The sequence below is a fragment of the Sphaerotilus sp. genome, assembly GCF_031429695.1.
In the GTDB taxonomy this organism is placed as follows: domain Bacteria; phylum Pseudomonadota; class Gammaproteobacteria; order Burkholderiales; family Burkholderiaceae_C; genus Sphaerotilus.
Genome location: NZ_JANPAB010000099.1, coordinates 1 through 22,185 on the forward strand (window position 1 = coordinate 1; position 22,185 = coordinate 22,185).

At 69.3% G+C, this 22,185-nt stretch carries 17 protein-coding genes; 8 read left to right on the forward strand and 9 right to left on the reverse strand.

What is annotated here, in order from left to right; genetic code table 11:
- Window positions 1–366: 366 nt before the first annotated feature.
- A complete protein-coding gene (locus tag RMP06_RS18850; protein WP_310463336.1) occupies window positions 367–1,332 on the reverse strand; it encodes a helix-turn-helix domain-containing protein in 966 nt (321 codons plus the stop codon).
- A 65-nt stretch (window positions 1,333–1,397) separates the two neighbouring features.
- Between RMP06_RS18850 and RMP06_RS18855 the strand changes: the two genes are divergently transcribed.
- Window positions 1,398–2,819: a cytochrome P450 gene (locus RMP06_RS18855; protein ID WP_310463337.1), complete on the forward strand. Its 1,422-nt coding sequence runs from the start codon at window positions 1,398–1,400 to the stop codon at window positions 2,817–2,819.
- A gap of 107 nt (window positions 2,820–2,926) precedes the next feature.
- On the opposite strand, the gene RMP06_RS18860 is transcribed toward RMP06_RS18855, so the two are convergent.
- Both RMP06_RS18860 and RMP06_RS18865 read right to left on the reverse strand, forming a co-directional pair.
- Window positions 2,927–3,475, reverse strand: coding sequence for a phasin family protein (locus RMP06_RS18860; protein WP_310463338.1), 549 nt, complete (start codon window positions 3,473–3,475; stop codon window positions 2,927–2,929).
- Between the two features lie 111 nt (window positions 3,476–3,586).
- The gene (locus RMP06_RS18865; RefSeq protein ID WP_310463339.1) at window positions 3,587–5,452 is read right to left on the reverse strand and encodes a 3'-5' exonuclease; all 1,866 of its coding nucleotides are present in this window, start codon (window positions 5,450–5,452) and stop codon (window positions 3,587–3,589) included.
- A gap of 118 nt (window positions 5,453–5,570) precedes the next feature.
- On the opposite strand from RMP06_RS18865, the gene RMP06_RS18870 reads away from it, so the two are divergent.
- A complete protein-coding gene (locus tag RMP06_RS18870) occupies window positions 5,571–6,002 on the forward strand; it encodes a CBS domain-containing protein (protein ID WP_310463340.1) in 432 nt (143 codons plus the stop codon).
- Here RMP06_RS18870 and RMP06_RS18875 read toward each other — a convergent pair.
- Window positions 5,987–6,880, reverse strand: a complete 894-nt coding sequence (locus RMP06_RS18875) for a LysR family transcriptional regulator (protein WP_310463341.1) — start codon at window positions 6,878–6,880, stop codon at window positions 5,987–5,989. The two genes, RMP06_RS18870 and RMP06_RS18875, sit on opposite strands and share 16 nt — an antisense overlap.
- 106 nt (window positions 6,881–6,986) lie before the next feature.
- Here RMP06_RS18875 and RMP06_RS18880 point away from each other — a divergent pair, with 106 nt between their 5' ends.
- Genes RMP06_RS18880 through RMP06_RS18895 form a run of 4 tightly spaced genes read left to right on the forward strand, consistent with a single transcriptional unit; the run spans window position 6,987 to window position 12,208 of the window.
- Window positions 6,987–7,919, forward strand: a complete 933-nt coding sequence (locus RMP06_RS18880) for a hydroxymethylglutaryl-CoA lyase (protein WP_310463342.1) — start codon at window positions 6,987–6,989, stop codon at window positions 7,917–7,919.
- Window positions 7,920–7,924: 5 nt separating this feature from the next.
- Entirely contained in the window at window positions 7,925–9,145 is a 1,221-nt protein-coding gene (locus RMP06_RS18885; protein ID WP_409050204.1) for a CaiB/BaiF CoA transferase family protein, read from the forward strand.
- A gap of 55 nt (window positions 9,146–9,200) precedes the next feature.
- Complete coding sequence (locus RMP06_RS18890; RefSeq protein ID WP_310463344.1) at window positions 9,201–10,181, forward strand: Bug family tripartite tricarboxylate transporter substrate binding protein; 981 nt, start codon at window positions 9,201–9,203, stop codon at window positions 10,179–10,181.
- A gap of 8 nt (window positions 10,182–10,189) precedes the next feature.
- Window positions 10,190–12,208: an aconitase family protein gene (locus RMP06_RS18895; protein WP_409050205.1), complete on the forward strand. Its 2,019-nt coding sequence runs from the start codon at window positions 10,190–10,192 to the stop codon at window positions 12,206–12,208.
- On the opposite strand, the gene RMP06_RS18900 is transcribed toward RMP06_RS18895, so the two are convergent.
- The 5 genes from RMP06_RS18900 to RMP06_RS18920 all read right to left on the reverse strand — a co-directional run bounded on the left by RMP06_RS18900 (window position 12,198) and on the right by RMP06_RS18920 (window position 17,091).
- Window positions 12,198–12,737 carry a hypothetical protein gene (locus tag RMP06_RS18900; RefSeq protein WP_310463346.1) on the reverse strand — a complete coding sequence of 180 codons (540 nt, stop codon included), beginning with the start codon at window positions 12,735–12,737 and terminating at the stop codon, window positions 12,198–12,200. The two genes, RMP06_RS18895 and RMP06_RS18900, sit on opposite strands and share 11 nt — an antisense overlap.
- Before the next feature lie 19 nt (window positions 12,738–12,756).
- Window positions 12,757–13,782 (reverse strand): PEP-CTERM sorting domain-containing protein, encoded by a 1,026-nt coding sequence (locus tag RMP06_RS18905; RefSeq protein WP_310463347.1) that lies wholly within the window; start codon window positions 13,780–13,782, stop codon window positions 12,757–12,759.
- A gap of 201 nt (window positions 13,783–13,983) precedes the next feature.
- On the reverse strand, window positions 13,984–14,226 hold the full coding sequence (locus tag RMP06_RS18910; RefSeq protein WP_310463348.1) for a hypothetical protein: 243 nt from the start codon (window positions 14,224–14,226) through the stop codon (window positions 13,984–13,986).
- A 70-nt stretch (window positions 14,227–14,296) separates the two neighbouring features.
- Entirely contained in the window at window positions 14,297–14,758 is a 462-nt protein-coding gene (locus RMP06_RS18915) for a cyanophycin metabolism-associated DUF1854 family protein (protein WP_310463349.1), read from the reverse strand.
- Between the two features lie 17 nt (window positions 14,759–14,775).
- The gene (locus RMP06_RS18920) at window positions 14,776–17,091 is read right to left on the reverse strand and encodes a cyanophycin metabolism-associated ABC transporter (protein ID WP_473964760.1); all 2,316 of its coding nucleotides are present in this window, start codon (window positions 17,089–17,091) and stop codon (window positions 14,776–14,778) included.
- 167 nt (window positions 17,092–17,258) lie between these two features.
- Here RMP06_RS18920 and RMP06_RS18925 point away from each other — a divergent pair, with 167 nt between their 5' ends.
- Together RMP06_RS18925 and cphA are read left to right on the forward strand one after the other, a co-directional pair.
- Window positions 17,259–19,421, forward strand: coding sequence for a cyanophycin synthetase (locus RMP06_RS18925; protein WP_310463350.1), 2,163 nt, complete (start codon window positions 17,259–17,261; stop codon window positions 19,419–19,421).
- 31 nt (window positions 19,422–19,452) lie between these two features.
- Window positions 19,453–22,044 (forward strand): cyanophycin synthetase, encoded by a 2,592-nt coding sequence (gene cphA / locus RMP06_RS18930; RefSeq protein WP_310463351.1) that lies wholly within the window; start codon window positions 19,453–19,455, stop codon window positions 22,042–22,044.
- Window positions 22,045–22,185 lie beyond the last annotated feature (141 nt).

Consider the following 22,185-nt stretch of genomic DNA (forward strand, 5'->3'; position numbering starts at 1 on the left):
GACATCGCCGACTACATCGTCAGCTTCTACAACAGCGTGCGTCTGCACTCCACACTGGGCAACTTGCCTCCCAATGCCTTCGAGCAGCAATCGGCAATCACACAACCTGTCGGGCTGTGCGAAATAACTTGACCAGGACAGTCTGCCAGTCCACCAAACGCGAGTTGTTTGACGCAGCGTTGCTGCAGCCGGATGAGCCGGGCTACTGTTTCGAGGACTTCTTCTTGCTGGATCACCGCACAGGTCGCCTGCAGCCCCGACCGGATGCGAGCGAGGCGGATCGACACCGGGCGAACAGGACCATCCAGCTCTACGGACTCGACACCCCCGAACGCAACAAGGCCCGGCGGCGGGAGGTCGAGCACTTCAGCCGTGATCCTGACCCAGTGCTGGACGACTACCCCTATCGCTTCGCCCTGCGGGACGTTCTGCCTGCGCCCCTTCCATCACCGCCCCCCACAGCCGGTACACCCAGAAACTCTCCTCCCCCCGCATCCGCTGGCGCAGCTCCTCCGGGCTGAAGCCGGTAACGCGGCGCGTCTCGCGGCACAGGTGCGACTGGTCCGCGAACCCGCCGAGCACCGCGACATCGGCCCAATCGACCGCCCCGCGCTGCTGCGCGGCGAGCACCTCGAAGAACACCACCTCGGTGCGGCTGATGCCCTTGAGCTGGCGCAGCGGCTGACCGGTCCAGCGCTTGATGCGGCGCTCGAACTGCCGCAGGCTGCGTCCCGGCGCCGAGCTGGCCGCCCGCAGCGCCAGCCCCTGCGTCCAGTCGTGCAGCAGCGGGCTGCCCAGCACGGCGGTGGAGGCGGGGCGTGCGGCCTGCCAGCGGGCCTCCAGGAAGTTCGCGATCAGCGCCACGCGCCGCTCGTCATCCGCCGCCCGCCGCACCGCCTCGCCCCACGCCAGCCAGTCCGGCGGCAGCACCGCGTGCGCAGCCACGGTGCGGTCGATCCAGGCGCTCGGATCGAGGCCGGTCATCGCGTGCAGCGCGTCCGGCAGCAGCATCAGCATCATCCCGTGGCCCGGCCCGGTGTCGCGGCTGGTGGTCGGGCCGGTCTGGGGGCCGCTGAAGCGCACGGGGTCGGTCGGCATCGGCGCCAGCGTCGGGTCCAGCCATTCGCTGTGGCCTTCGAAGAACCAACTGATCGTGCAGACCGGCGTGGCCGGGAAGTGGTTGACGCCGCGGGCCTCGGCGGGCGGGCGACCGAGCGTGCTGCGGCTGAGCACGGCGCGCAGGCAGGCCGTGAGCGACAGGCGCGGCAGCCACAGGCGGGCTTCATCGGAAGGGCTGACCTCGTGCATGCGGGGCAGTGTAGGGCGGTCCATCCTGCCCCTGGCTGTCGAATTCGTTCAAGACAACCGGCCGTGGCCCGGTGCAGCATCGGCGCACCATGAACACCACCCTGACCACGCCCCCCGCCGCCGTGCCGCGTCCGCCCGGCCCGCCCAGCCCCTGGTGGGGGCTGCCGCTGCTGCGCGCCCTGTCACGCGACTACCTTGGTTTCGTGCAGCGCCTGCAGCACGCGCACGGCGACATCACCTACATGCACATCGGCCCCGAGCACGCCTACGACGTGTTCTCGCCGGAGCTGGTGCGGGCCGTGCTGGTGGAACAGGCGGACCACTTCATCCGCTGGGAGCGCGGCATCGAGGTCTTCTCGCAGGTCTTCGGCCAGGGGCTGCTCACTGTCGAGGGCGAGACGTGGAAGCGCCAGCACCGCTTGCTGCGCCCTGGCTTCGCGCCGCGCCGGGTGGCGGGCTATGCGGCGCTGATGGTGGACGCGGCACGGCGGGCGCTCGACGACGCCGTGCCCCCCGGCCAGGCAAGCGCCCGTGTCGAGGTGGACGCGCTGATGACGCGGCTGACGATGGACGTGATCCTGCGCACCCTGTTCGGCCGCCAGGCGCGTGACGAAGCCCGCGAGGCCAGCGAGGCGACGCAGGCGCTCGGCCGGCAGGCGATGCGCGAGATGTTCCTGCCGCTGACGCTGCCGGACTGGCTGCCGCTGCCCGGCAAGGCCCGCAAGCGGTGGGCGCTGCGCACGCTGCACGGGCTGGTGGACCACCACATCGACGCCCGCCTGCACGCCCAGTCGGCCGACCCCGCCGCCGTGCCGACGGACGACGTGCTGGCGATGATGCTCGCGGCCCGCGACGAGGACGCCGGGGATCCCGAGGCCACGGGCGGCGGTCTGAGCCGCGCCGAGCTGCACGACCAGTGCCTGGTGATCTTCCAGGCCGGCCACGAGACCTCGGCCACGGCGCTGCTGTGGTGGAGCCGCCTGATGGCCGAGCACCCGGAGATCGCTCGCCGCGCCCGCGACGAGGTCGATCAGGTGCTGGCCGGCCGCGACCCGACGCCCGCCGACCTGCCCCGGCTCGACTGGCTGGGCGCCACGCTCAAGGAGGCGATGCGGCTGTACCCGCCCGTGCCCGCGCTGATGAGCCGGCGGGCGGTGAAGGACGCACAGGTCGGCCCGTGGCGCATCCCGGCCGGCAGCCTCGTGCGCCTGACGCCGTGGGTGCTGCACCACGACCCGCGCTGGTTTCCCGAGCCGGAGGTGTTCCGCCCCGAGCGGTTCACCGCCGATGCGCCGCCGCTGCCACGCGGTGCCTGGCTGCCGTTCGGCACGGGGCCGCGGGTGTGCATCGGCCAGCACTTCGCGGTGCTGGAGATGACGCTGGTCGCCGCGATGCTGCTGCAGCGGTACACGCTGGCGGTGGAGTCGGGGGAAGAAATTCGTCCGACCGCCGAACTGAACGTCACGCTGCGGCCGAAGGACGGACTGCCGCTGACCTTCGGCCGGCGCTGACGCCAGTCGCCACCAGACGAAAAAAAGCCCGGCCGAAGCCGGGCTTGAATCGATCCCTGCAGAGCAGGCACCGAGGAGACAACTGGTTCAGAACACGGCGTCGGCGATCAGCCGCGGCGCTTGACAGCGGCCTTGGTCGCCTTCTCGGCGGTTTCGCCGAGGTTCTTCAGATTGGTTTCAGCCAGGTTGGTGGCTTGCTGGGCAGCCTTCTGCACGCTTTCGAACGCGGTCGAGGCGTTGGTCATGGCGGACTTGACCATGGCCATGGCGGCTTCGCTGCCTTGCGGGGCGTTCTTGGTGGCTTCTTCGACCAGCGTGCTGAACTGGGTCTTGGCAGCGGCGATCTGAGCTTCGGCCATCTTCGTCACTTCGGCTTGCGTCGAGGTGGCGATTTCATAGACCTGGCGACCGTAGGCCATGGCCTTTTCCTGCGCCGGCTTCAGGAAGTCCTGTTGCAGGGCAGCCAGTTCTTGCGGGCCCTTGACGGTCAGCACGGCCTTGGCCTGCTCGGCGGATTGCTCCATCGATTCGCGGGCGGCTTGCATGTTCAGCTCGACGAGCTTCTCGATGCTGGCGAACGCCTTCTGGGTCAGTTCGACCAGGGTGTTCAGATTGGCTTTGTTCGCGGCGGCCAGTTGTTCGGTGTTGATCGTCATGGTGTGGCTCCTGAAAAGTTTTGCTGCATTGCAGCATGGAATGAAGTATAGAACGATCACGCCAGGATGCAAGTGATTTGCTGCAATGCAGCAATCATTGGAGTGCAAGCTCTAGGCAGGGGTCGCCAGCGGTTTTTCCGCGCCCGAAAGCGCCTGCTGCACGCGTTCCACGATCGGCGAGGCGCCGCACGCCGAGAGCACCAGCGCGTGCGTGGCCCGCGTCATCGCCACATAGAGCAGCCGCGCCGCGTCGTCCAGCGACTCGCCGCGCCACGGCAGCGCCTGCAGTCCAGCGACCAGCACGAGGGCAAACTCCAGGCCCTTCGCGCTGTGCAGCGTCAGCAGCCGGATGCGGGACTGCTGCCAGTCGAAGCGGCGAAAGTCGGTCTCCCCCATCGATTCCACCGGCCAGCCACGCCGCTGCAGCGCCTGTGCGATCGGCGCGAGCTGCGCCCGGGTGCGGCACAGCACGGCGATGTCGCTCCAGGCCACGCCGCGCTTGCGGGCCGCGCCGATGCGCTCGGCGATCTGCTCGGCTTCGTCCGCGGGATCCTGGGCGAGCAGCAGCACGGGTTTCGGGCCGTGGCGGCCGGAGGTGGCCGGGGGGACGGTCTGCACCTCGTCGTCGGGCCGCAGGCGTGCCGGTTCGCCGGGCAGCAGCAGGCCCTGGGCGCAGGCCAGCGCCAGCGTCAGCACTTCGGCGGTGTTGCGGTAGTTCAGCCGCAGCACGCTGGTGCGGCCCTGCGCCTGGATGCCGACGCTGGCGAAGCTGAAGCGCCGCCGGCTCGTCTGGTAGATCGACTGCGCGTCGTCGTAGAGGACGAGCAGGCTGCGCGTGTGCGGCGAGACCATGCACGCGGCGGTGCGCAGCCAGTCGTCGTCGAAGTCATGGGCTTCGTCGATCAGGACCGCGCTGTAGCCGCCCGCCGGGATCCGGCCGTCCGTGATCGCCTGTGCCACGGTCCGCGGCAGTTCGGCATAGAAGGCCTCGCTGCCTGGCTCGGCGGGCAGGTCGATGCCGCGGCGGCGCAGCAGTTCTTGGCACCAGCGGTGGAAGGTGCGTACCTGCACCCGGTCGCCCACCGGCCGCTGGCGGACCAGCGCATCCAGCTGGTCGGCCCGCGCGCGGTTGTAGCAGAGCACCAGGACGGGATGTTCCGCCGTCGCGGCTGCGGCCAGCATCTGCGCGCGCAGCACCAGCACCATCGTCTTGCCCGAGCCGGCGACGCCGTGGACCACGCGGTGGCCGCTGCCCAGTCGGCGTGCGATCTGTTCCTGCGGCAGGTCCATCACCTGCAGCAGGTCCGGGACCGGCGGTGGCTCGGTGTCCGGCTCGACCGGCTCGGTGTTCAGCCGGAGTTCGGGGAACAGGTGCCAGCGGACGCGGTCGCGCTGCGCGGGCGTGAGCGTGTGCGGGTAGTGGACGGTGAACAGGCCGAGCAACCGCTGCTGGAAGGTGTCGGGATCGACGCTGTCGTCCAGGTCGTCGCGCAGCAGCGTGTGCGCCGGCGGGAACACGGCGTCGAAGCCGGGTCGCTGCGCCACCTCGCTGCGCTGCATGCCCGAGAACACGGCGCCCCAGCCATACGGGAACAGCAGCCGTCCGCGGTACGGCCCGTCGTCGTGGACCAGCGCCGGGTCGCGCTGCACCAGATCGACCAGCTCCATCGCGTAGTCGCGCGCCTGGCGCAGCGGATGGTGCTCGGTGACGGGGCCACGCTCGGTGTGCAGCGTGACGGCGTCGGGCGTGGCGTGCAGGACGGTGCTGCAGCGCCAGTCCTTGACCTCCAGCAGCAGCAGGCCCATGCGCGGCCCGAGCACGACAAAATCCGGTTGCCGGGCGCGTGGGCCGATCGGCACGTTGTGCCAGACGAGGTGTCCGTCGTCCAGACACTGTTTCAGTTGCTGCAACACCCGCCGCTCCCCGGCATTGCAGCGTTGCTCGATTTGGCGATACCCCTGGGGAAACTGCGCCATCACATTCCTGTCGTTCCGATACTGGGAAAATCGAGCAGTCTGACAGGGCTGTGCGCCGGGCGGTTCTGGGAGAAGATGGCGACGTCACCCTGCTTTGCCACGCTGAAGAGGATTCCACATGAGCACCGTCGCCCAGATCCTGTTGTCCAAGCCCAGCCACGCCGTCCACACCGTGCTCCCGAGCGCCACCGTGCGCGATGCCATCGAGCTGATGGCCAAACAGCGCATCGGCTCGCTGCTGATCGTCGAGGGCACCCGCATCCTGGGGATCTTCACGGAGCGCGACTACGCCCACAAGGTCGAGGTCCGTGGCCGCACGTCCACGGGCACCCCGATCAGCGAGGTGATGACGGCGGACGTGATGTTCGTGACCCCGGCCACCACGACACAGGAATGCATGGCGCTCATGACCGACAAGCGCCTGCGCCACTTGCCGGTGATGGACCACGGCAAGCTGGTCGGCCTGATCTCGATCGGCGACCTGGTCAAGGAAATCATCTCGGAGCAGCAGTTCGTGATCGCGCAACTGGAGAGTTACATCCACAGTTGAAGCTGCGCCAGCAGCAGCCGCGCGCTGGCCGACAGCAGCGGCTCGGCCCGGTGGCAGACCACGAAGCGCCGCTCGGCCCACGGCTCATCCAGCGCCACCAGCGCCAGCCGGCCGGCGTCGGCGTGCGGCGCGGCGGCTTCCCGGGGCAGGATCGCCAGCCCGAGGCCCGCCGCGACGATGCGGCAGGCGGCGTCCAGGCTCGACACCTGGATGCGCTGCATCGGCAGCCGCCCGAGCAGCGCCGCCTGCCTGCGCAGCAGCGCGTCCATCAGTCCGCCCGGCGCGACCCCGACCGTCACCTGGTCCAGCGTGTCCTCGAAGCGCAGGTGCGGCCGGCGCGCCCAGGGATGGCCCATCGGCATCGCCACGCAGAGGTGGTCCTGGCGGTAGGGCTGGGTCTGCAGGCCGGCGAGGTCGCCCGCGTCCCACAGCACGCCGAGGTCCGCCGCACCTTCGCGCACGCTGCGCACGATGTCGGGGCTGACGCGCTCGTCGAGCTGGACCTGGATGCCGGGGTGCTGCGCCAGGAAGCGGGCGAGGTCGTCGGGCAGGTGCTCGGCCAGCACCGAAGGACTCGCCAGCACGCGCACGCTGCCCTGCACGCCGCTGGCGAATTCGCTCAGCTCGGCGCGCAGCCGCTCCATGCCGCCGAGCACCTCGCGGGCGCGCCGCAGCAGGGCCTCGCCTGCGGCGGTGGGTTCCATGCCGCGGCGGTTGCGCACCAGCAGCGCGACGCCGAGTTCCTCTTCCAATGCCGCCAGCCTTTTGCTCACCGCGGAGGCGACGATGGCCTCGCGCTCGGCGGCGCGGGCGATGTGGCCTTCCTCGCAGACGGCGACGAACAGGCGCAGCGTGACAGGGTCGAGCGGGCGTTGCATGGGCGGGTTCTCCCGAATACGTTCCAGTGCCGTTCCGAACGGGAACGCCAAGCCTTCCAAAATAGCACTGACGGCGCCATCTGGAATGCCTAGAGTGCGGTCCACCATGCAAACTCACTCCGACATTTCCCCGGTCACCGTCCGCGAGGTCGGCCTGCGCGACGGCCTGCAGAGCCTCGCCCGCACGCTGCCCACCGAACACAAGCTCGACTGGCTGCGCGCCGCCCATGCTGCCGGGCTGCGCGAGATCGAGGTCGGCTCCTTCGTGCCGGCGCGGCTGCTGCCCCAGTTGGCCGACACCGCCGAGCTGGTCGCCGTGGCGCGCACGCTGCCGGGGCTGACCACTTCGGTGCTGGTGCCGAACCTGCGGGGCGCCCAGGCCGCGCTCGACAGCGGCGCCGACCTGATGCTGCTGCCGCTGTCGGCCAGCCACGCGCACAGCCTGGCCAACCTGCGCAAGACGCCCGACGAGGTGATCGCCGAGATCGGCCGCATCCGGGCGCTGCGGGATGCAAGCGGTTCGCGCTGTGTGCTCGAAGTGGGGCTGAGCACGGCGTTTGGCTGCACGATCCAGGGCCGGGTGGACGAGGACGAGGTGATCCGCTTGCTGCAGGCCGCGCTGGACGCGGGCGCCGAGCGGGTCGGGCTGGCCGACACGGTGGGCTATGCCGATCCGCTGCAGGTGGCGCGGGTGTTCGAGCGCGGCTTCGCGGCGGTCGGTGATCGACTGACCTGCGGTCATTTCCACGACACCCGCGGCCTCGGCATGGCGAATGTCTATGCCGCGTGGCAGATCGGCGTGCGCCGCTTCGACGCCTGTCTGGCCGGGATCGGCGGCTGCCCGCACGCGCCGGGGGCCAGCGGCAACGTCTCGACCGAGGATGTCGCCTACCTCTTCGCCAGCATGGGCGTGCCGACCGGACTCGACTTCGACGCGCTCATCGCCCTGCGCCAGCGCGTGGCACAGTGGCTCGACGGCGAACCTCTGCACGGCAGCCTCTGGCGCGCCGGCCTCCCGAAAACCCTGCTCACCGCATGATCCCGATGACCTCGATTCCCATGACGACGCCCACCCACACCCCGCCCCAACCGCTGAACGGCCTGCGTGTCGTCGAGTTCACGCACATGGTGATGGGCCCGACCTGCGGCATGGTGCTTGCCGACATGGGCGCCGAAGTCATCAAGATCGAGCCGATCGACGGCGACCGCACGCGGCGGCTGCTCGGCGCGGGCACGGGTTTCTTCCCGATGTTCAACCGCAACAAGAAGAGCATCGCGATCGACCTGCACCATCCGGAGGGGGCCGAGGTGGCGCGCCGGCTGGCGGCGAGCGCGGATGTCGTCGCCGAGAACTTCAAGCCCGGCACGATGGGCAAGTACGGGCTTGACTACGCCAGCCTGAACGCCGTGAATCCTCGGATCATCTACGCCAGCCACAAGGGTTTCCTGCCCGGCCCGTACGACCACCGCACCGCGCTCGACGAGGTGGTGCAGATGATGGGTGGCCTGGCCTACATGACCGGCCGGCCAGGCGACCCGCTGCGCGCCGGCACCAGCGTCAACGACATCATGGGCGGGCTGTTCGGCGCGATCGGCGTGCTGGGCGCCTTGATCCAGCGGGGCATCACGGGGCGCGGCATGGAGGTGCAGTCGGCGCTCTTCGAGAACAACGTCTTCCTCGTCGGCCAGCACATGCTCCAGTACGCGATGACCGGCAAGCCCGCCGCACCGATGCCCGCCCGCGAAAGCCCCTGGGCGGTCTACGACGTGTTCACGGTGAAGGATGGCGAGCAGATCTTCCTGGCGGCGGTGAGCGATGCGCAGTGGGGGACGTTCTGCGATGCGCTCGGGCTGGACGACCTGAAGGCGGACACCTCGATTGCGCTGAACAATGACCGCGTGAAGGCGCGGCCGTGGCTGATGCCCGCGCTGCGCGAGCGGCTGGCGCACCGCAGCGCGGCGGAGCTGTCGGCGACCATGGAGCGGGTCGGGCTGCCGTTCGCACCGATCCGCCGGCCGGAAGACCTGCTCGACGACCCGCACCTGCTCGCCACGGGCGGCTTGGCCGACATGAAACTGCCGGATGGCGAGCGCGCCGGGCAGACCGTCAAGGCCACGCTGTTCCCGATCACGATGGACGGCGAGCGCCTGGGCGTGCGGCTCGACCCGCCCCGCCTTGGCGAGCACACGGCGGCGCTGCTGGAGAGCATCGGCTACGACGCCGCGCAGATCGACGCGCTGCGCGCGCAGACGGTGATCGCCTGACCACGACCCAAGACCAAGACCAAGATCACAACCACAACCACACCGGAGACAAGCCATGACCCATCCCACCCGCCGCGACACCCTGCGCCAGCTCAGTGCGCTGACCCTGGCCGGCTTCGGCGCGGCCGGCGCTGCGCACGCGCAGTCGGACAGGCCGATCCGCATCGTGCTGCCAGTGGCCACCGCTTCGGGCGTGGACACCATCACCCGCGCTGCACAAGGCGCGCTGAGCAAGGCGCTCGGCCACCCGGTCATGGTCGAGAACCAGCCTGGCGCGGGCGGCATCCTCGGCACGACCACGCTCGTCAAGTCGGCGCCGGACGGCTTCACGCTGAGCTTCGTCTCCAACAACCACGTCATCTACCCGAGCGTCTACAAGTCGCTGCCCTTCGACCCGATCAACGACATCACGCCGATCGCCATCGTCGGCTCGACGCCGCTGATCGTCGTGGTCAACCCGAAGGTGCCGGCGAACAACGCCCGGGAGCTGGCCGCGCTGCTCAAGGCCAAGGCGGGCGACATGACCTACGCGTCGTCGGGCAACGGCACGATCCTGCACCTGGCGGCCGAGATGTTCGTCGATGAGGCTGGCGCCACCGCCCGCCACATCCCGTACAAGGGCGTCGGCCCGATGCTGACCGACCTGATCGGCGGGCAGGTGCAGATCGGCGTGGCGGCGCTGCCGTCGGTGCAGCAGCACATCAAGAGCGGCGCCTTGCGGGCGATCGGCACCGGCGCGGCGCAGCGCCTGGCCGCCGCACCGGACATCCCGACCATGGTCGAGCAGGGCATGCCGGGGTACCAGGTCGAGGGCTGGTTCGGCTTCATCGGGCCGAAGGGCTTGCCGGCGGTGGACGTGAAGCGCCTGCACGATGCGGTGGTCGTCGCATTCGCGGCGCCCGAGGTGATGGAGGCGATGGCCAAGCAGGGCAACACCATCAGCATCAGCACGCCCGAGTACGCGCAGCAGTTCTTCCGCAGCGAGATGGCCAAGTACGCCAAGCTGGTGAAGAAGGCGGGGATCGAGCTGCAGTGACCGGGTGGATGATGGCCGAGACGATCCGGTTCGCGCCGCGGGTGCTGTTCCTGAGCGCCGACCCGGACCGGGTGCGGAGGCAGCTCGGCGGCGTGGCGCTGGTGGAGGCCGCCGCCCGGCCGTTGCGCGACGAGGTCTCCACCGACGAGATCATCCCGCTGCCGGCGATGGTGCATTTCGACGCCGCGCTCGGCCGTTATCCGCTGACCGGCTTCACGGCGGCTGGCGAGCGCCCGATCGGCCCGGACGCGATCCGGGCGGCGGGCATCGAGGTGCTCGTCGCCGGGGCCCGCTACGGCAAGGGCAGTTCCCGCGAACACGCCGTCGTGGCGGAACGCTCGGCTGGCGTGCGGCTGGTGATCGCCGAGAGCTTCGAGCGCATCTACCGGCAGAACGCGGACAACGTCGGGCTGTTCACGTCCACGGACTTCGGCCTCGTCGAGCGCATCCGGCGCGGCGAGCCGATCGCGCTGGACGCGCTGCTGGCCGGGCGGGACGCGCTGTCGGCAGCGATCGTGCGGGCGGGTGGCTTGCTGGCGTATGGGCAGGCGAAGCTGGCCGAGGCGCAGCGCATCCCCGATGCCACCTCGGATGACCGGCCGCGCACGCTGTTCGAGAAGATCATCGCGCGCCACGCCCTGGCCACGCCTGACACGCCGACCGCGCCTGTCGCGCCAGGGCAAGGTGGCTTCGTGCGCGCCGATTTGCGCTTCATCCACGAGTACTACACCGGCATGTGCGCCCACCTGCTCGACGAACTGGGCGAGCGCATCGGCACGTCGCTGGCGCTGCACGATCCGGCGAGCATCGTCTGCTTCGAGGACCACCTGTCCTACGTCCACCGCAGCCCGGTGCATGTCGCGCAGGGATTGGTCGGCGACGTGCTCGGGCTGTCGCGGGCGCACCGGGCCTTCGTCGCCCGCCACGGCTTGAAAGACCACGGCTACCTCCAGGCCCTCGAAGCGGGTGATCCCGGCAACACCGGCTCGCAGGGCATCTCGCATGCGGTGATGGCCGAGCAGTACGCGCTGCCGGGGCAGTTGCTGGTCGGCACCGACTCGCACACGCCGCACAGCGGCGCGCTCGGCTGCGTCGCCTTCGGGGTGGGCACGACCGACATGGCCAACGCCTTCGTCACGGGTGCGGTGCGGCTGGCGATGCCCGAGGTGCTGCGCATCGAGGTGGACGGCGAGCTGCCCGAAGGCGTGACGGCCAAGGATCTCGTGCTGCATTTGCTGGCCGAACCGGCGATTCGCAGTGGTGCGGGTGTCGGCAAGGTGTTCGAGTTCGGCGGCAGCGCGGTGCGGGCGCTGTCCACCGACGAGCGGGCGACGCTGACCAACATGACCGCGGAACTTGGCGGCTTCACCGGGCTGGTCGAGCCGGACGCGGAGACGGTGCGCTTCGTGCGCGAGCGGCGCGGTGTGGACATCGCCATCACGCCGTGGATGTGCAGCGATCCGGGGGCGACGTATGCCGCGGTGGTCCGCATCGACGCGGCGGGGCTGTCGCCGTTCGTCGCACGTCCGGGCGATCCGGGGCGGGGGGTGGCGCTGGCCGATCTGCCGCCCGAGGAGCGGGTGCCTATCGACATCGCCTATGGCGGCAGTTGTACCGCGGGCAAGCGCGAGGACTTCGACCATTACCACGCGGTGCTGGTCTGGGCGGCGGAGCGCGGGCTGCGGGTGGCGCCCGGCGTGCGGCTGTACCTGCAGTTCGGCACGGCCGCCGTGCGCGACTACTGCGCGGCGAAAGGGTATCTGGCGGCGTTCGAGGCGGTGGGTGCCGAGCTGCTGGAGCCGGCTTGCGGCGCCTGCGCGAACTGCGGGCCAGGGTCCTCGACCGATGCGGAGCAGGTGACGGTGAGTGCCATCAACCGCAACTTCCCCGGTCGCTCCGGGCCGGGTCAGGTCTGGCTGGCGAGTCCGCCGACGGTGGCCGCCAGCGCGATCGCGGGGCGGCTGATGTCGTTCGAGGAATTGCGGGCGGGTGCGCCGGGGCACACCGGGTCGGCGGTCACGGGCTGACCAGACGCTCGGCGTTGCTGAACGCCTGATCGACCATCTGGCCCAGCGCCGCCGATCCTTCCGCACTGAAACTCACGCACTGCGCATAGTCCGAAATCGTGACGCACACGCGCGTGCTCGGTGCATCGACCCGCCGCAGGACCTGCATCTGCACGGTGCCGTCGTCCCGCAGAAAGACCGACTGCCTGTCGGTGAGTTGTGCCGGCAGGCTGAAGAACTGGAGCCGGTACAAGGCGTTGAGCAGGGCCACCAGGTCCCCGTGCGGCCAGACCCCCTGGCGGCGCTGCCCCTGCTGTTCCAGCACGGCGCTGCCGGGGCCGGCCCCGCTCAGCAGCAACTGCCGAGGGGGGCCGGTCGAGCGGCCCTCCGCGCGGACCATGTGGATGCGGACGTCCTCGATCCGGTAGGTGCGCGGCGGGCCACTGGCCGGCACGGTGGGGTTGTTCGATGCCGGTGTGGCGCTTCCGATCAGGGTCAGCACGCCCAGGCCGAGCGTGCGGAGGACCGAGCGGAAGGTGTGTCCAGGCATCGGGGCTCCGGTGGGTGGTTCAGGTGCTGCGGTTGCTGCGGCGGCGACGGCCCATCCAGCCGACCACGCCCAGGCCGGCGAACATCATCGCGTAGCTCTCCGGCTCCGGCACGGCCGCGATGGCCGAGTAGCCGATGTCCTGCATCATGCCGACCTCGATGGCGCTGTAGGTGCGGATGCCGCTTCCCGGGCTGGCCGAGTGCAGCATGATCTGACCGGCATAGGCCGGATTGTCGGTATCGATGTGCGAGACACTGCTGCCGTCTTCCCAGGTGGTGGGCGAGTACAGCCCGACGAGGTTGCCCCCATTGGCCGCCACGGCGTGCGTGCCGTTGAAGAACATGCCGGCGCCCGGGCTGGTGCCGCCAATGCTGGCCGTGGTCCAGGTGCTGTTCGTGGCGAACGTGCCGGCGCTGACCACGGCAATGCCGTTCTTGTCGGTCAGGAACTGGTCGAAGGCGCCCCAGTGGTTGCCGCTGAACAGACCCGAGCCGTCCTGGTTGACCAGCGACGAGAAGCCCAGGGCATGGGTGAACTCGTGGAACACCACCTTGTAGAAGTCGAACTGACTGCCACCCACCGCCGCATTGGGGTCCAGTTGCCAGCTCTGGCCGAAGTTGACGTCGACCGAACCGTCGGCGGCGGCGCCGTTCAGGTCGGTGCCGGTCTGCAGCTTAGTGCGGACGACTTCGCCGACGTTGAAGCCGTTGGGGGCGCTGCCCGCCAGCGTGAGTTGGCTGCCTGCCGAGGCGAGGGTGCCGCTCAACGGGGCGTCGGTGGCCGTGGCGTCCAGGACGACGGTGCCCGAGTTGCTGAAATAGGTGCCGAACATGCTGGAAAACATGGTCGCTGCGGTGTTCAGGGCCGTCTGGCGGCTGGCGCCGGTGCTGGCGTCGTTGAACCCCGTACCCGCGGTGTCCAGGAAGTTGAACTGGAACGAGATGGCTGCCTGGGCGGCCGAGCCAAACGACAGGCCGCTGGCCAGCAGGCCGCCGGTGAGCATTGCACGAACCAGCGCGTGACGCGCCTTGGGCTGGAATGACATGAAAACCCCGCAGAAATGAACAGGCAGCCCCGAGAATCGGGTGCTTGGACCAAAGAGTTGATCGTTTCATGCCGCTGTGGTGCGGGGTATGCCGCGGACGCGGGGGGGTGGTGCGGATGTACTGGATCAGGGCGTGTGGTTACCCCTGGTTCACGGGTGCCGTGGATCTGCAGCCACAGGCGCGCCGATCGGTGGCTGGCTTCAGCGCTGCTGGGCCAGGATCTCGTCCAGCTCCTTGCAACTGGGTGCGCACACCTTCTGCGGCCGGCCCAGCACCTGTTTGCTCTTGAGCATCGCCTGGGGTCGGTGCTTGCCGCAGAGCAGGCAGGACATGGTGCCGCCAACGAACGCGCCCTTGCCGCCGAAGGGCGAACCGGCGGACTTGCTCTTGTAGCGCAGTCCCTTGGAGTCGATCACGGTCTTTTCGTCGTCGTCGTCGAGCATGGTGATAGGAGCGCCTGTTGTGTCACCCATTGGACCACGCGGGTGTCGAGATGCAACCCAGAGAAATGACTCAGAGAAAGCGCTCCATCAGCTTGCGCGAATGGCGGTCCAGCGCGGCCATGTCGCGCACGGTGAAGACGATGCCGTGGCCGCTGGTGATCAGCAGCCGGCCGCGCTCGGGCAGGCGGCGGATGTCCTCTTCGACCTTCAGCACCAGCGTGGTCGGGCCGCGGTCGGTCTCCACGGTCCAGGTGCTGGGCGTCGAGAAGGTCGACACCGACACCACGCGCCGGATCTCGGGCATGAACTCGCGGTGGGCCAGTTCTTCCTCGATCAGCGTGCGCTGCCGGTCTGGCAGGGCGTCGAGCCGGTCGACCCAGACCAGCTCATGCCCTTCGGCGCTGACGAGGGACAGGCCGGCGTCCGGCGCGGTGACCGGAAAGGCGCGCACGGGCGTGACGCCGTGGTGGGTGGCGCCGTCTTCGCCGGTGTAGGCGAGGCGGCCGCTGGGATGGCGATCAAGCTGGAACATGGGACGGCTCGTCGAGGTCAGGAGGTGGCTTGGCCGTGGGCCGACGGCTGCGGGATCTGGTGGGCCAGCAGGTTCTGGTCGTGCTCGGAGTCGCCGTCCTCGTCGGCGGCGTCCGTGCGGCGCGCCTGGGCTTCGTAGAGACGGAAGTAGTGGCCTTCGGCGGCCATCAGCTCGTCGTGCGTGCCGACCTCGACCACCGCGCCGCGGTCCATCACCACCAGCCGGTCGGCCTTGCGCAGCGTGGACAGGCGGTGGGCGATGGCGATGGTGGTGCGGCCCTGGACGAGGTTGTCGAGCGCCTTCTGGATCTCGCGTTCGGTCTCGGTGTCCACACTGGCGGTGGCCTCGTCGAGGATGAGCAGGCGCGGGTTGATCAGCAGCGCGCGGGCGATGGAGATGCGCTGGCGTTCACCGCCCGACAGGCCCTGGCCGCGTTCGCCGACCAGCGAGTCGTAGCCCTGCGGCTGGCGCAGGTTGAAGTCGTGCGCGTGCGCGGCGCGGGCGGCGGCGATGATCTGCTCGCGCGTGGCGCCGGGCAGGCCATAGGCGATGTTCTCGGCGATGGTGCCGAAGAACAGGAACGGCTCCTGCAGCACCAGGCCGATGTGGCGGCGGTAGTCGGCCACGGCGAAGCGGCGGATGTCGGTGCCATCGACGCGGATCGAGCCGTCGGTGACGTCGTAGAAGCGGCAGATCAGGTTGACCAGCGTGCTCTTGCCCGAGCCGCTGTGGCCGACCAGCCCGATCATCTCGCCGGGGCGGATGTCCAGGCTCATGCCGCGGATCACCGAGCGGCTGCCGTAGCGGAAACCGATGTTGTCGAGCCGTACCGCGCCCTGCAACTGACCGGTCGGCACGGGCTGGTCGGGTTCGGGCACGTTGGAGACGTGGTCGAGGATGTCGAAGATGCGCTTGGCGCCGGCGGCGGCCTTCTGCGTCACCGAGACGATGCGGCTCATCGAATCGAGCCGACCGTAGAAGCGGCCGATGTAGGCGAGGAAGGCGGTCAGCACGCCGACCGTGATCTCGCCCTTGCTGACCTGCCAGATGCCGAAGCCCCAGACGACGAGCAGGCCGATGTCGGTCAGCAGCGTCACGGTCGGCGTGAACAGGCTCCAGGTCTTGTTGAGCTTGTCGTTGACGGCGAGGTTGGCGGCGTTGGCCTCGTGGAAACGCTTCGATTCGCGGGCTTCCTGGGCAAACGCCTTGACCACGCGCACGCCGGGGATGGTGTCGGCCAGCACGTTGGTCACGTCGCCCCAGACGCGGTCGATCTTCTCGAAGCCGGTGCGCAGCCGGTCGCGCACGAGGTGGATCATCCAGGCGATGAAGGGCAGCGGCAGCAGGGTGACCAGCGCGAGCCACGGGTTGACCGAGAAGAGGATGGTCGAGGTCATGGCCAGCATCAGCACGTCGGTGGCGAAGTCGAGCGCGTGCATCGACAGGAACACCGACAGGCGGTCGGTTTCCGAGCCGATGCGGGCGATCAGGTCGCCGGTGCGCTTGGCGCCGAAGTAGTCGAGCGACAGGCCGAGCAGGTGGTCGAACGCGGTGGTGCGCAGGTCGGCGGCGATGCGCTCGGAGACGATCGCGAGCAGCCAGGTGCGCGCCCAGCCCAGTCCCCAGGCAAGCAGTCCGGCGCCGAGCAGCCCGAGTAGCAGTTGCATGACATAGGCGGGGTCGATCTGGTGCCCGTTCTGGAACGGGATCAGCACCTTGTCCATCAGCGGGATGGTCAGGTAGGGCGGCACCAGCGTCGCAGCGGTGGACGCGAGCGTCAGCAGGAATCCCGTGAGCAGCTTCCACTGGTACGGCTTCGCGAAGCGCCACAGCCGCAGCAGCACCCAGGTCGACGGCGGCGTGGACAGCTCGCGGGTGCAGACGGCGCACTCGTCGCTGTCGGGTGGCAGCGGGGCGTGGCAGGTCGGGCAGGTGGTGGGGTCGTGGTCGTCCTCGCGGGCGGAGGCAGTGGAGCTGCGCAGCGCCTCGCGCTGGCGCTCGAACTGCCGCGCCAGCCGCTGGGCCTGCACGTTCAAGCCCAGCGTGAAGCGCCACACCGCGCGCTGGGCTTGTGCATCGTGCAGTTCGAGCGTGCCGACGCCGGCGTGGTCGTGGTGGCGCAGCGACAGGCTGTCGCCTAGCGACCACACGCCTGCCCAGTCGGCGGCACCCGCGCGAACCCACAACAGCCGGCGATCTGTCACGAGCAGCGTGCTGCGCGAGAAGTGCAGGGCCTCGTCGAGGTCAACCTCCAGGGTGCCCACGGCGTTCTCTCCCGGGAGAAGTTGGGGCAGAAGGGTGACCATCGGGGTGTCGGCTGGGTGTGAATGCATGGGATCTTGTTCTCGGGGATGCCGAATTCTGGCGCAAGCCATCCGTGTCAGATTTATTCAGATGAATGTCACCCGTGTTCAACGGACCGCGAATGAAGGACGATGACTTGACGCAAGGAACGTTGTGCACAATCGGCGCCTTGAGCCCAACACCAGCTCCGCAGGACATGACCAAGAAAGAAAACATCACGCTGCAGCGCATCACCTACCTGCGCGGCCCCAATGTCTGGACTTACCGTCCGGTGCTGGAGGTCTGGCTGGACTTGGGTGAGCTGGAGGACTGGCCGTCGCACCAGTTGCCCGGGTTCAATGCCCGGCTGACGGCGATGCTGCCGGCGCTGATCGAACACCACTGCGGTGTCGGCGAGCGCGGCGGTTTCCTGCAGCGCCTGCAGGAAGGCACCTGGGCGGGCCACGTGCTCGAACACGTCGTCATCGAGCTGCTGAATCTGGCGGGCATGCCCACCGGCTTCGGCCAGACGCGCAGCACCTCGCAGCACGGCGTCTACCGCATGGTGTTCCGCGCCCGTGACGAGCAGGTGGCGCGTACCGCACTGGCGGAAGGCCACGCACTGCTGATGGCCGCGGTCAACAGCGAGTCGTTCGATGTGGCGGCTGCGGTCGAGCGGGTGCGCGAGAAGATCGACGACTGCTACCTCGGCCCGAGCACGGCCAGCATCGTCGGTGCGGCCACCGACCGGCGCATCCCCCACATCCGCCTGAACGACGGCAACCTGGTGCAGATCGGCTACGGTTCCGCCCAGCGCCGCATCTGGACCGCCGAGACCGACCTCACCAGCGCCATCGCCGAAGGCATCGCGGGTGACAAGGACCTGACCAAGACGCTGCTGAAGGCCTGTGGCGTGCCGGTGCCCGAAGGCGAGATCGTCGACAGCCCGGAGGCGGCCTGGCGTGCGGCCGAGGACATCGGCGGCCCGGTGGTGATCAAGCCCACCGATGGCAACCATGGCCGTGGGGTCTCGCTGGACTTGCGCACCCGTGAGGAAATCGAAGCCGCTTACCGCCTGGCCGAGCAGCACGGCAGCGAAGTGCTGGTCGAACGCTTCATCCCCGGCGAGGAACACCGCCTGCTGGTGGTGGGGGGCCGGGTGGTGGCCGCCGCACGGGGTGAATCGGCCTGGGTGATCGGCGACGGCCGCTCGACGGTGGTCGAGCTGATCGACAGCCAGATCAACTCCGACCCGCGCCGCGGCACGACCGAGGACTTCCCGCTCAACCGCCTCGACATCACGCACGATGACGTCGTCGTGCTGGAGTTGCAGCGCCAGGGCCTGAGCGGCCACGCGGTGCCGGCCGCCGGCCGCAAGGTGCTGATCCAGCGCAACGGCAATGTCGCCATCGACTGCACGGACCAGGTCCACCCCGAGGTGGACCACATCGTGTCGCTGGCGGCGCGGGTTGTCGGGCTGGACATCGCCGGCATCGACGTGGTGGCCGAGGACATCTCGAAGCCGCTGCAGGCGCAGGGCGGTGCGATCGTCGAGGTCAATGCTGGCCCCGGCCTGCTGATGCACCTCAAGCCGGCCGAGGGGATGCCGCGTCCGGTGGGCCGCGACATCGTCAACCACCTGTTCGCCGACGACGCGAGCGGGCGCATCCCCGTGGTCGGCGTGGCCGGCTCGCAGGGCACCGCCGACATCGCGCAGCTCGTGGCGTGGCTCGTCCACCTGAGCGGGCGGCACGTCGGGCTGGCCTGCCGTGACGGGCTGTTTCTGGCGGGTCGCCGGGTCGGCCGCGGTGACTGCGCCAACTGGGCCAGTGGCCACCGCCTGCTGATGAACCGCGAAGTGCAGACCGTGGTGATCGAGAACGGGGCGGCCACCATCCTGGACGATGGCCTGCCCTATGACCGCTGCCACGTGGGCGTGGTCACCGATCTGGGTGGCGCCGAGACGCTGGAGCGCCACGACATCCGCGACACCGAGCAGATGCCACGCGTGATGCGCACCCAGGTGGACACCGTGCTGCCCGAGGGGGCTGCGGTGCTGAATGCCGACGACGAGCGCATTGCCGACATGGCCCGCCTGTCCGACGGCGAGGTGCTGTTCTACAGCCTGCTCGCCGAGGACAACGAGACGGTGGCGGCCCACCGGGCGCAGGGCGGCCGTGTGGTGCTGCTGCGCGCCTCGCGGGTCGTGCTGGCCACCGGTACGGCTGAAGTGGTGTGTGTCGATCTGCAGCGGCGGCGCATTCTGCTGGCGCCGTCGATCGTGCTGGCCGCGTTGGCTGCGGGCTGGGCGCTGGGCATCGCGCCCGAGCTGATGGCTGCCGGCCTCGAAACTTTCGCATCGAGCCCGACGCGCTCGTGAATCCCACTCTTGACCGGACCGTGACCCACTGATGGACGTTTCACGCATTCGGGCCCTGCGCGGCCCCAACCTCTGGAGCCGCCACACGGCGGTCGAGGCGATCGTTTCGTGTGCCGACAACGAGCGCGCGATTGCATTGCTGCCGGGTTTCGAAGCGCGGCTGCGGGCGCGCTTCCCCGGCATTGGTGCCGTGCCTGCGGGTGCGCAACGCGGTGACATCTCGCTGGCGCATGTGCTGGAAACCGCGACGCTGGCCCTGCAAGCGCAGGCCGGCTGCCCGGTGACCTTCAGCCGCACGTCGGCCACGGTCGAGCCGGGGGTCTATCAGGTCGTTGTCGAATACAGCGAGGAAGACGTCGGCCGGCTGGCACTGGAACTCGCCGAGCAGCTGGTTCAGGCGACGCTGTCCGGCGAGGCCTTCGACGTGACCGCCGCCATTGCCCGCCTGCGCGAGATCGACGAGGACGTCCGCCTCGGCCCGAGCACGGGCGCCATCGTGTCAGCGGCGGTGGCCCGCGGCATTCCGTACCGGCGTCTGACGCAGGGCAGTCTGGTGCAGTTCGGCTGGGGCTCGCGCCAGCGCCGCATCCAGGCCGCCGAGGTCGATTCGACCAGCGCCGTCTCCGAGTCGATCGCCCAGGACAAGGATCTGACCAAGAAGCTGCTGCACGCTGCCGGCGTGCCCGTGCCGATCGGGCGTCCTGCGTCGTCGGTCGACGATGCGTGGGAGATCGCGTGCGAGATCGGGCTGCCGGTGGTGCTCAAGCCGCTCGACGGCAACCAGGGCAAGGGCGTGACGGTGAACATCGTGGACCGCGCGCACCTGGAACTGGCCTACGCAGCCGCGGCCGAGATCGGCGAAGTGCTGGTCGAGAAATACCTGCCGGGCAGCGACTTCCGCATGCTGGTCGTCGGCCACCATCTCGTGGCCGCTGCGCGCCGCGATCCGCCGCACGTGATCGGCGACGGTGTGCATACCGTGCGCGAGCTGGTCGATGCGGTCAACGCCGACCCGCGCCGCGGCGACGGCCATGCGACGTCGCTCACCAAGATTCGCTTCGACGACATCGCGGTGGCGCGCCTGACGCTGCAACACCTCACGCCGACGTCGGTGCCCGAGAAGGGCCAGCGCGTCAGCCTGCGCAACAACGCCAACCTGAGCACCGGCGGCAGCGCGACCGACGTGACCGACGACGTGCATCCCGAGGTGGCGGCGCGTGCCGTGGCCGCGGCACAGATGGTCGGGCTGCACATCTGCGGCGTCGATGTCGTGTGCGAGAGCGTGCTGCGTCCGCTGGAGGAGCAGGACGGCGGCATCGTCGAGGTCAACGCGGCGCCGGGCCTGCGCATGCACCTGTCGCCGTCTTACGGTAAAGGCCGCCCGGTCGGCGAGGCCATGATCGGCCACCTCTATGCGCCAGGCGACGATGGCCGCATTCCAGTGGTCGCCGTCACCGGGACCAACGGCAAGACAACCACCGCCCGCCTGATCACGCACCTGTTCGCCACCAGTGGCCTGCGCGTTGGCATGACCAACACCGACGGCGTCTACGTCCACGGCCGCCAGATCGACAGCGGTGACTGCAGCGGCCCGCGCAGCGCGCGCAATGTGCTGATGCATCCGGAAGTCGATGCCGCGGTGTTCGAGACTGCGCGTGGCGGCGTGCTGCGCGAAGGACTGGGCTTCGACCGTTGCCAGGTGGCCGTGGTCACCAACATCGGCGCCGGCGACCACCTGGGGCTGAACTACATCACCACGGTCGAGGATCTGGCCGTGCTGAAGCGGGTGATCGTGCAGAACGTGGCGACCACCGGCTACGCCGTGCTCAATGCGGCGGACCCGATCGTCGTCACGATGGCAGCGACCTGCCCCGGGCAGGTGATCTTCTTTGCGGCCGACCGGCAGCATCCGGTGATGGCGACCCACCGTGCGCAGGGCAAGCGTTGTGTCTATATAGACCAGGAGCATCTGGTTGCTGCGCAGGGTGCGCGTCGCGAGCTGATCGCGCTGCGCGACATCCCCATCACCCGCAATGGCGCCATCGGATTCCAGGTCGAGAACGTCATGGCGTCCGTGGCGGCGGCGTGGGGTGCAGGACTGGACTGGGATTCGATCCGCAGGGGGCTCGCGAGTTTCGTCAACGACTCCGATAACGCGCCGGGACGCTTCAACGTCATGGACTACCGTGGCGCCACCGTGATCGCCGACTACGGCCACAACCCGGATGCGATGCGGGCGCTGGTCAGTGCGGTCGAGGCGTTGCCGGCGAAACGGCGCTCGGTGGTGATCAGTGGTGCGGGGGATCGTCGCGACCAGGACATCCGTGAACAGACGCAGATCCTGGGTGGCGCGTTCGACGACGTGATCCTCTATCAGGATGCCTGTCAGCGCGGCCGGGAAGACGGCGAGGTGATTGGCCTGTTGAGAGAAGGGCTGGGCAATGCCGCGCGCACGACCCGGATCGACGAGATTCGCGGCGAGTTCCTGGCGATCGATACGGCGCTGGATCGGCTGACGCCGGGCGATCTCTGCCTAGTGCTGGTGGACCAGGTGGAAGAGGCACTGGCCTACCTGTCACGGCGCATAAAAGGCGGGTCGGCCACCTCTGTAGAGACTCCCTGAAAAATTTCCAGTCAAACCACTTGTCAGCGGGAAAGAATTCGATCTACAATCGACCTCTTCGCTGCAAACGACTGGTTTGTCTGCAGCGGCGGCAGGTGATGCGACTGCCAGTTTGTTCGGCGAGTAAAGACCCTGCAATCA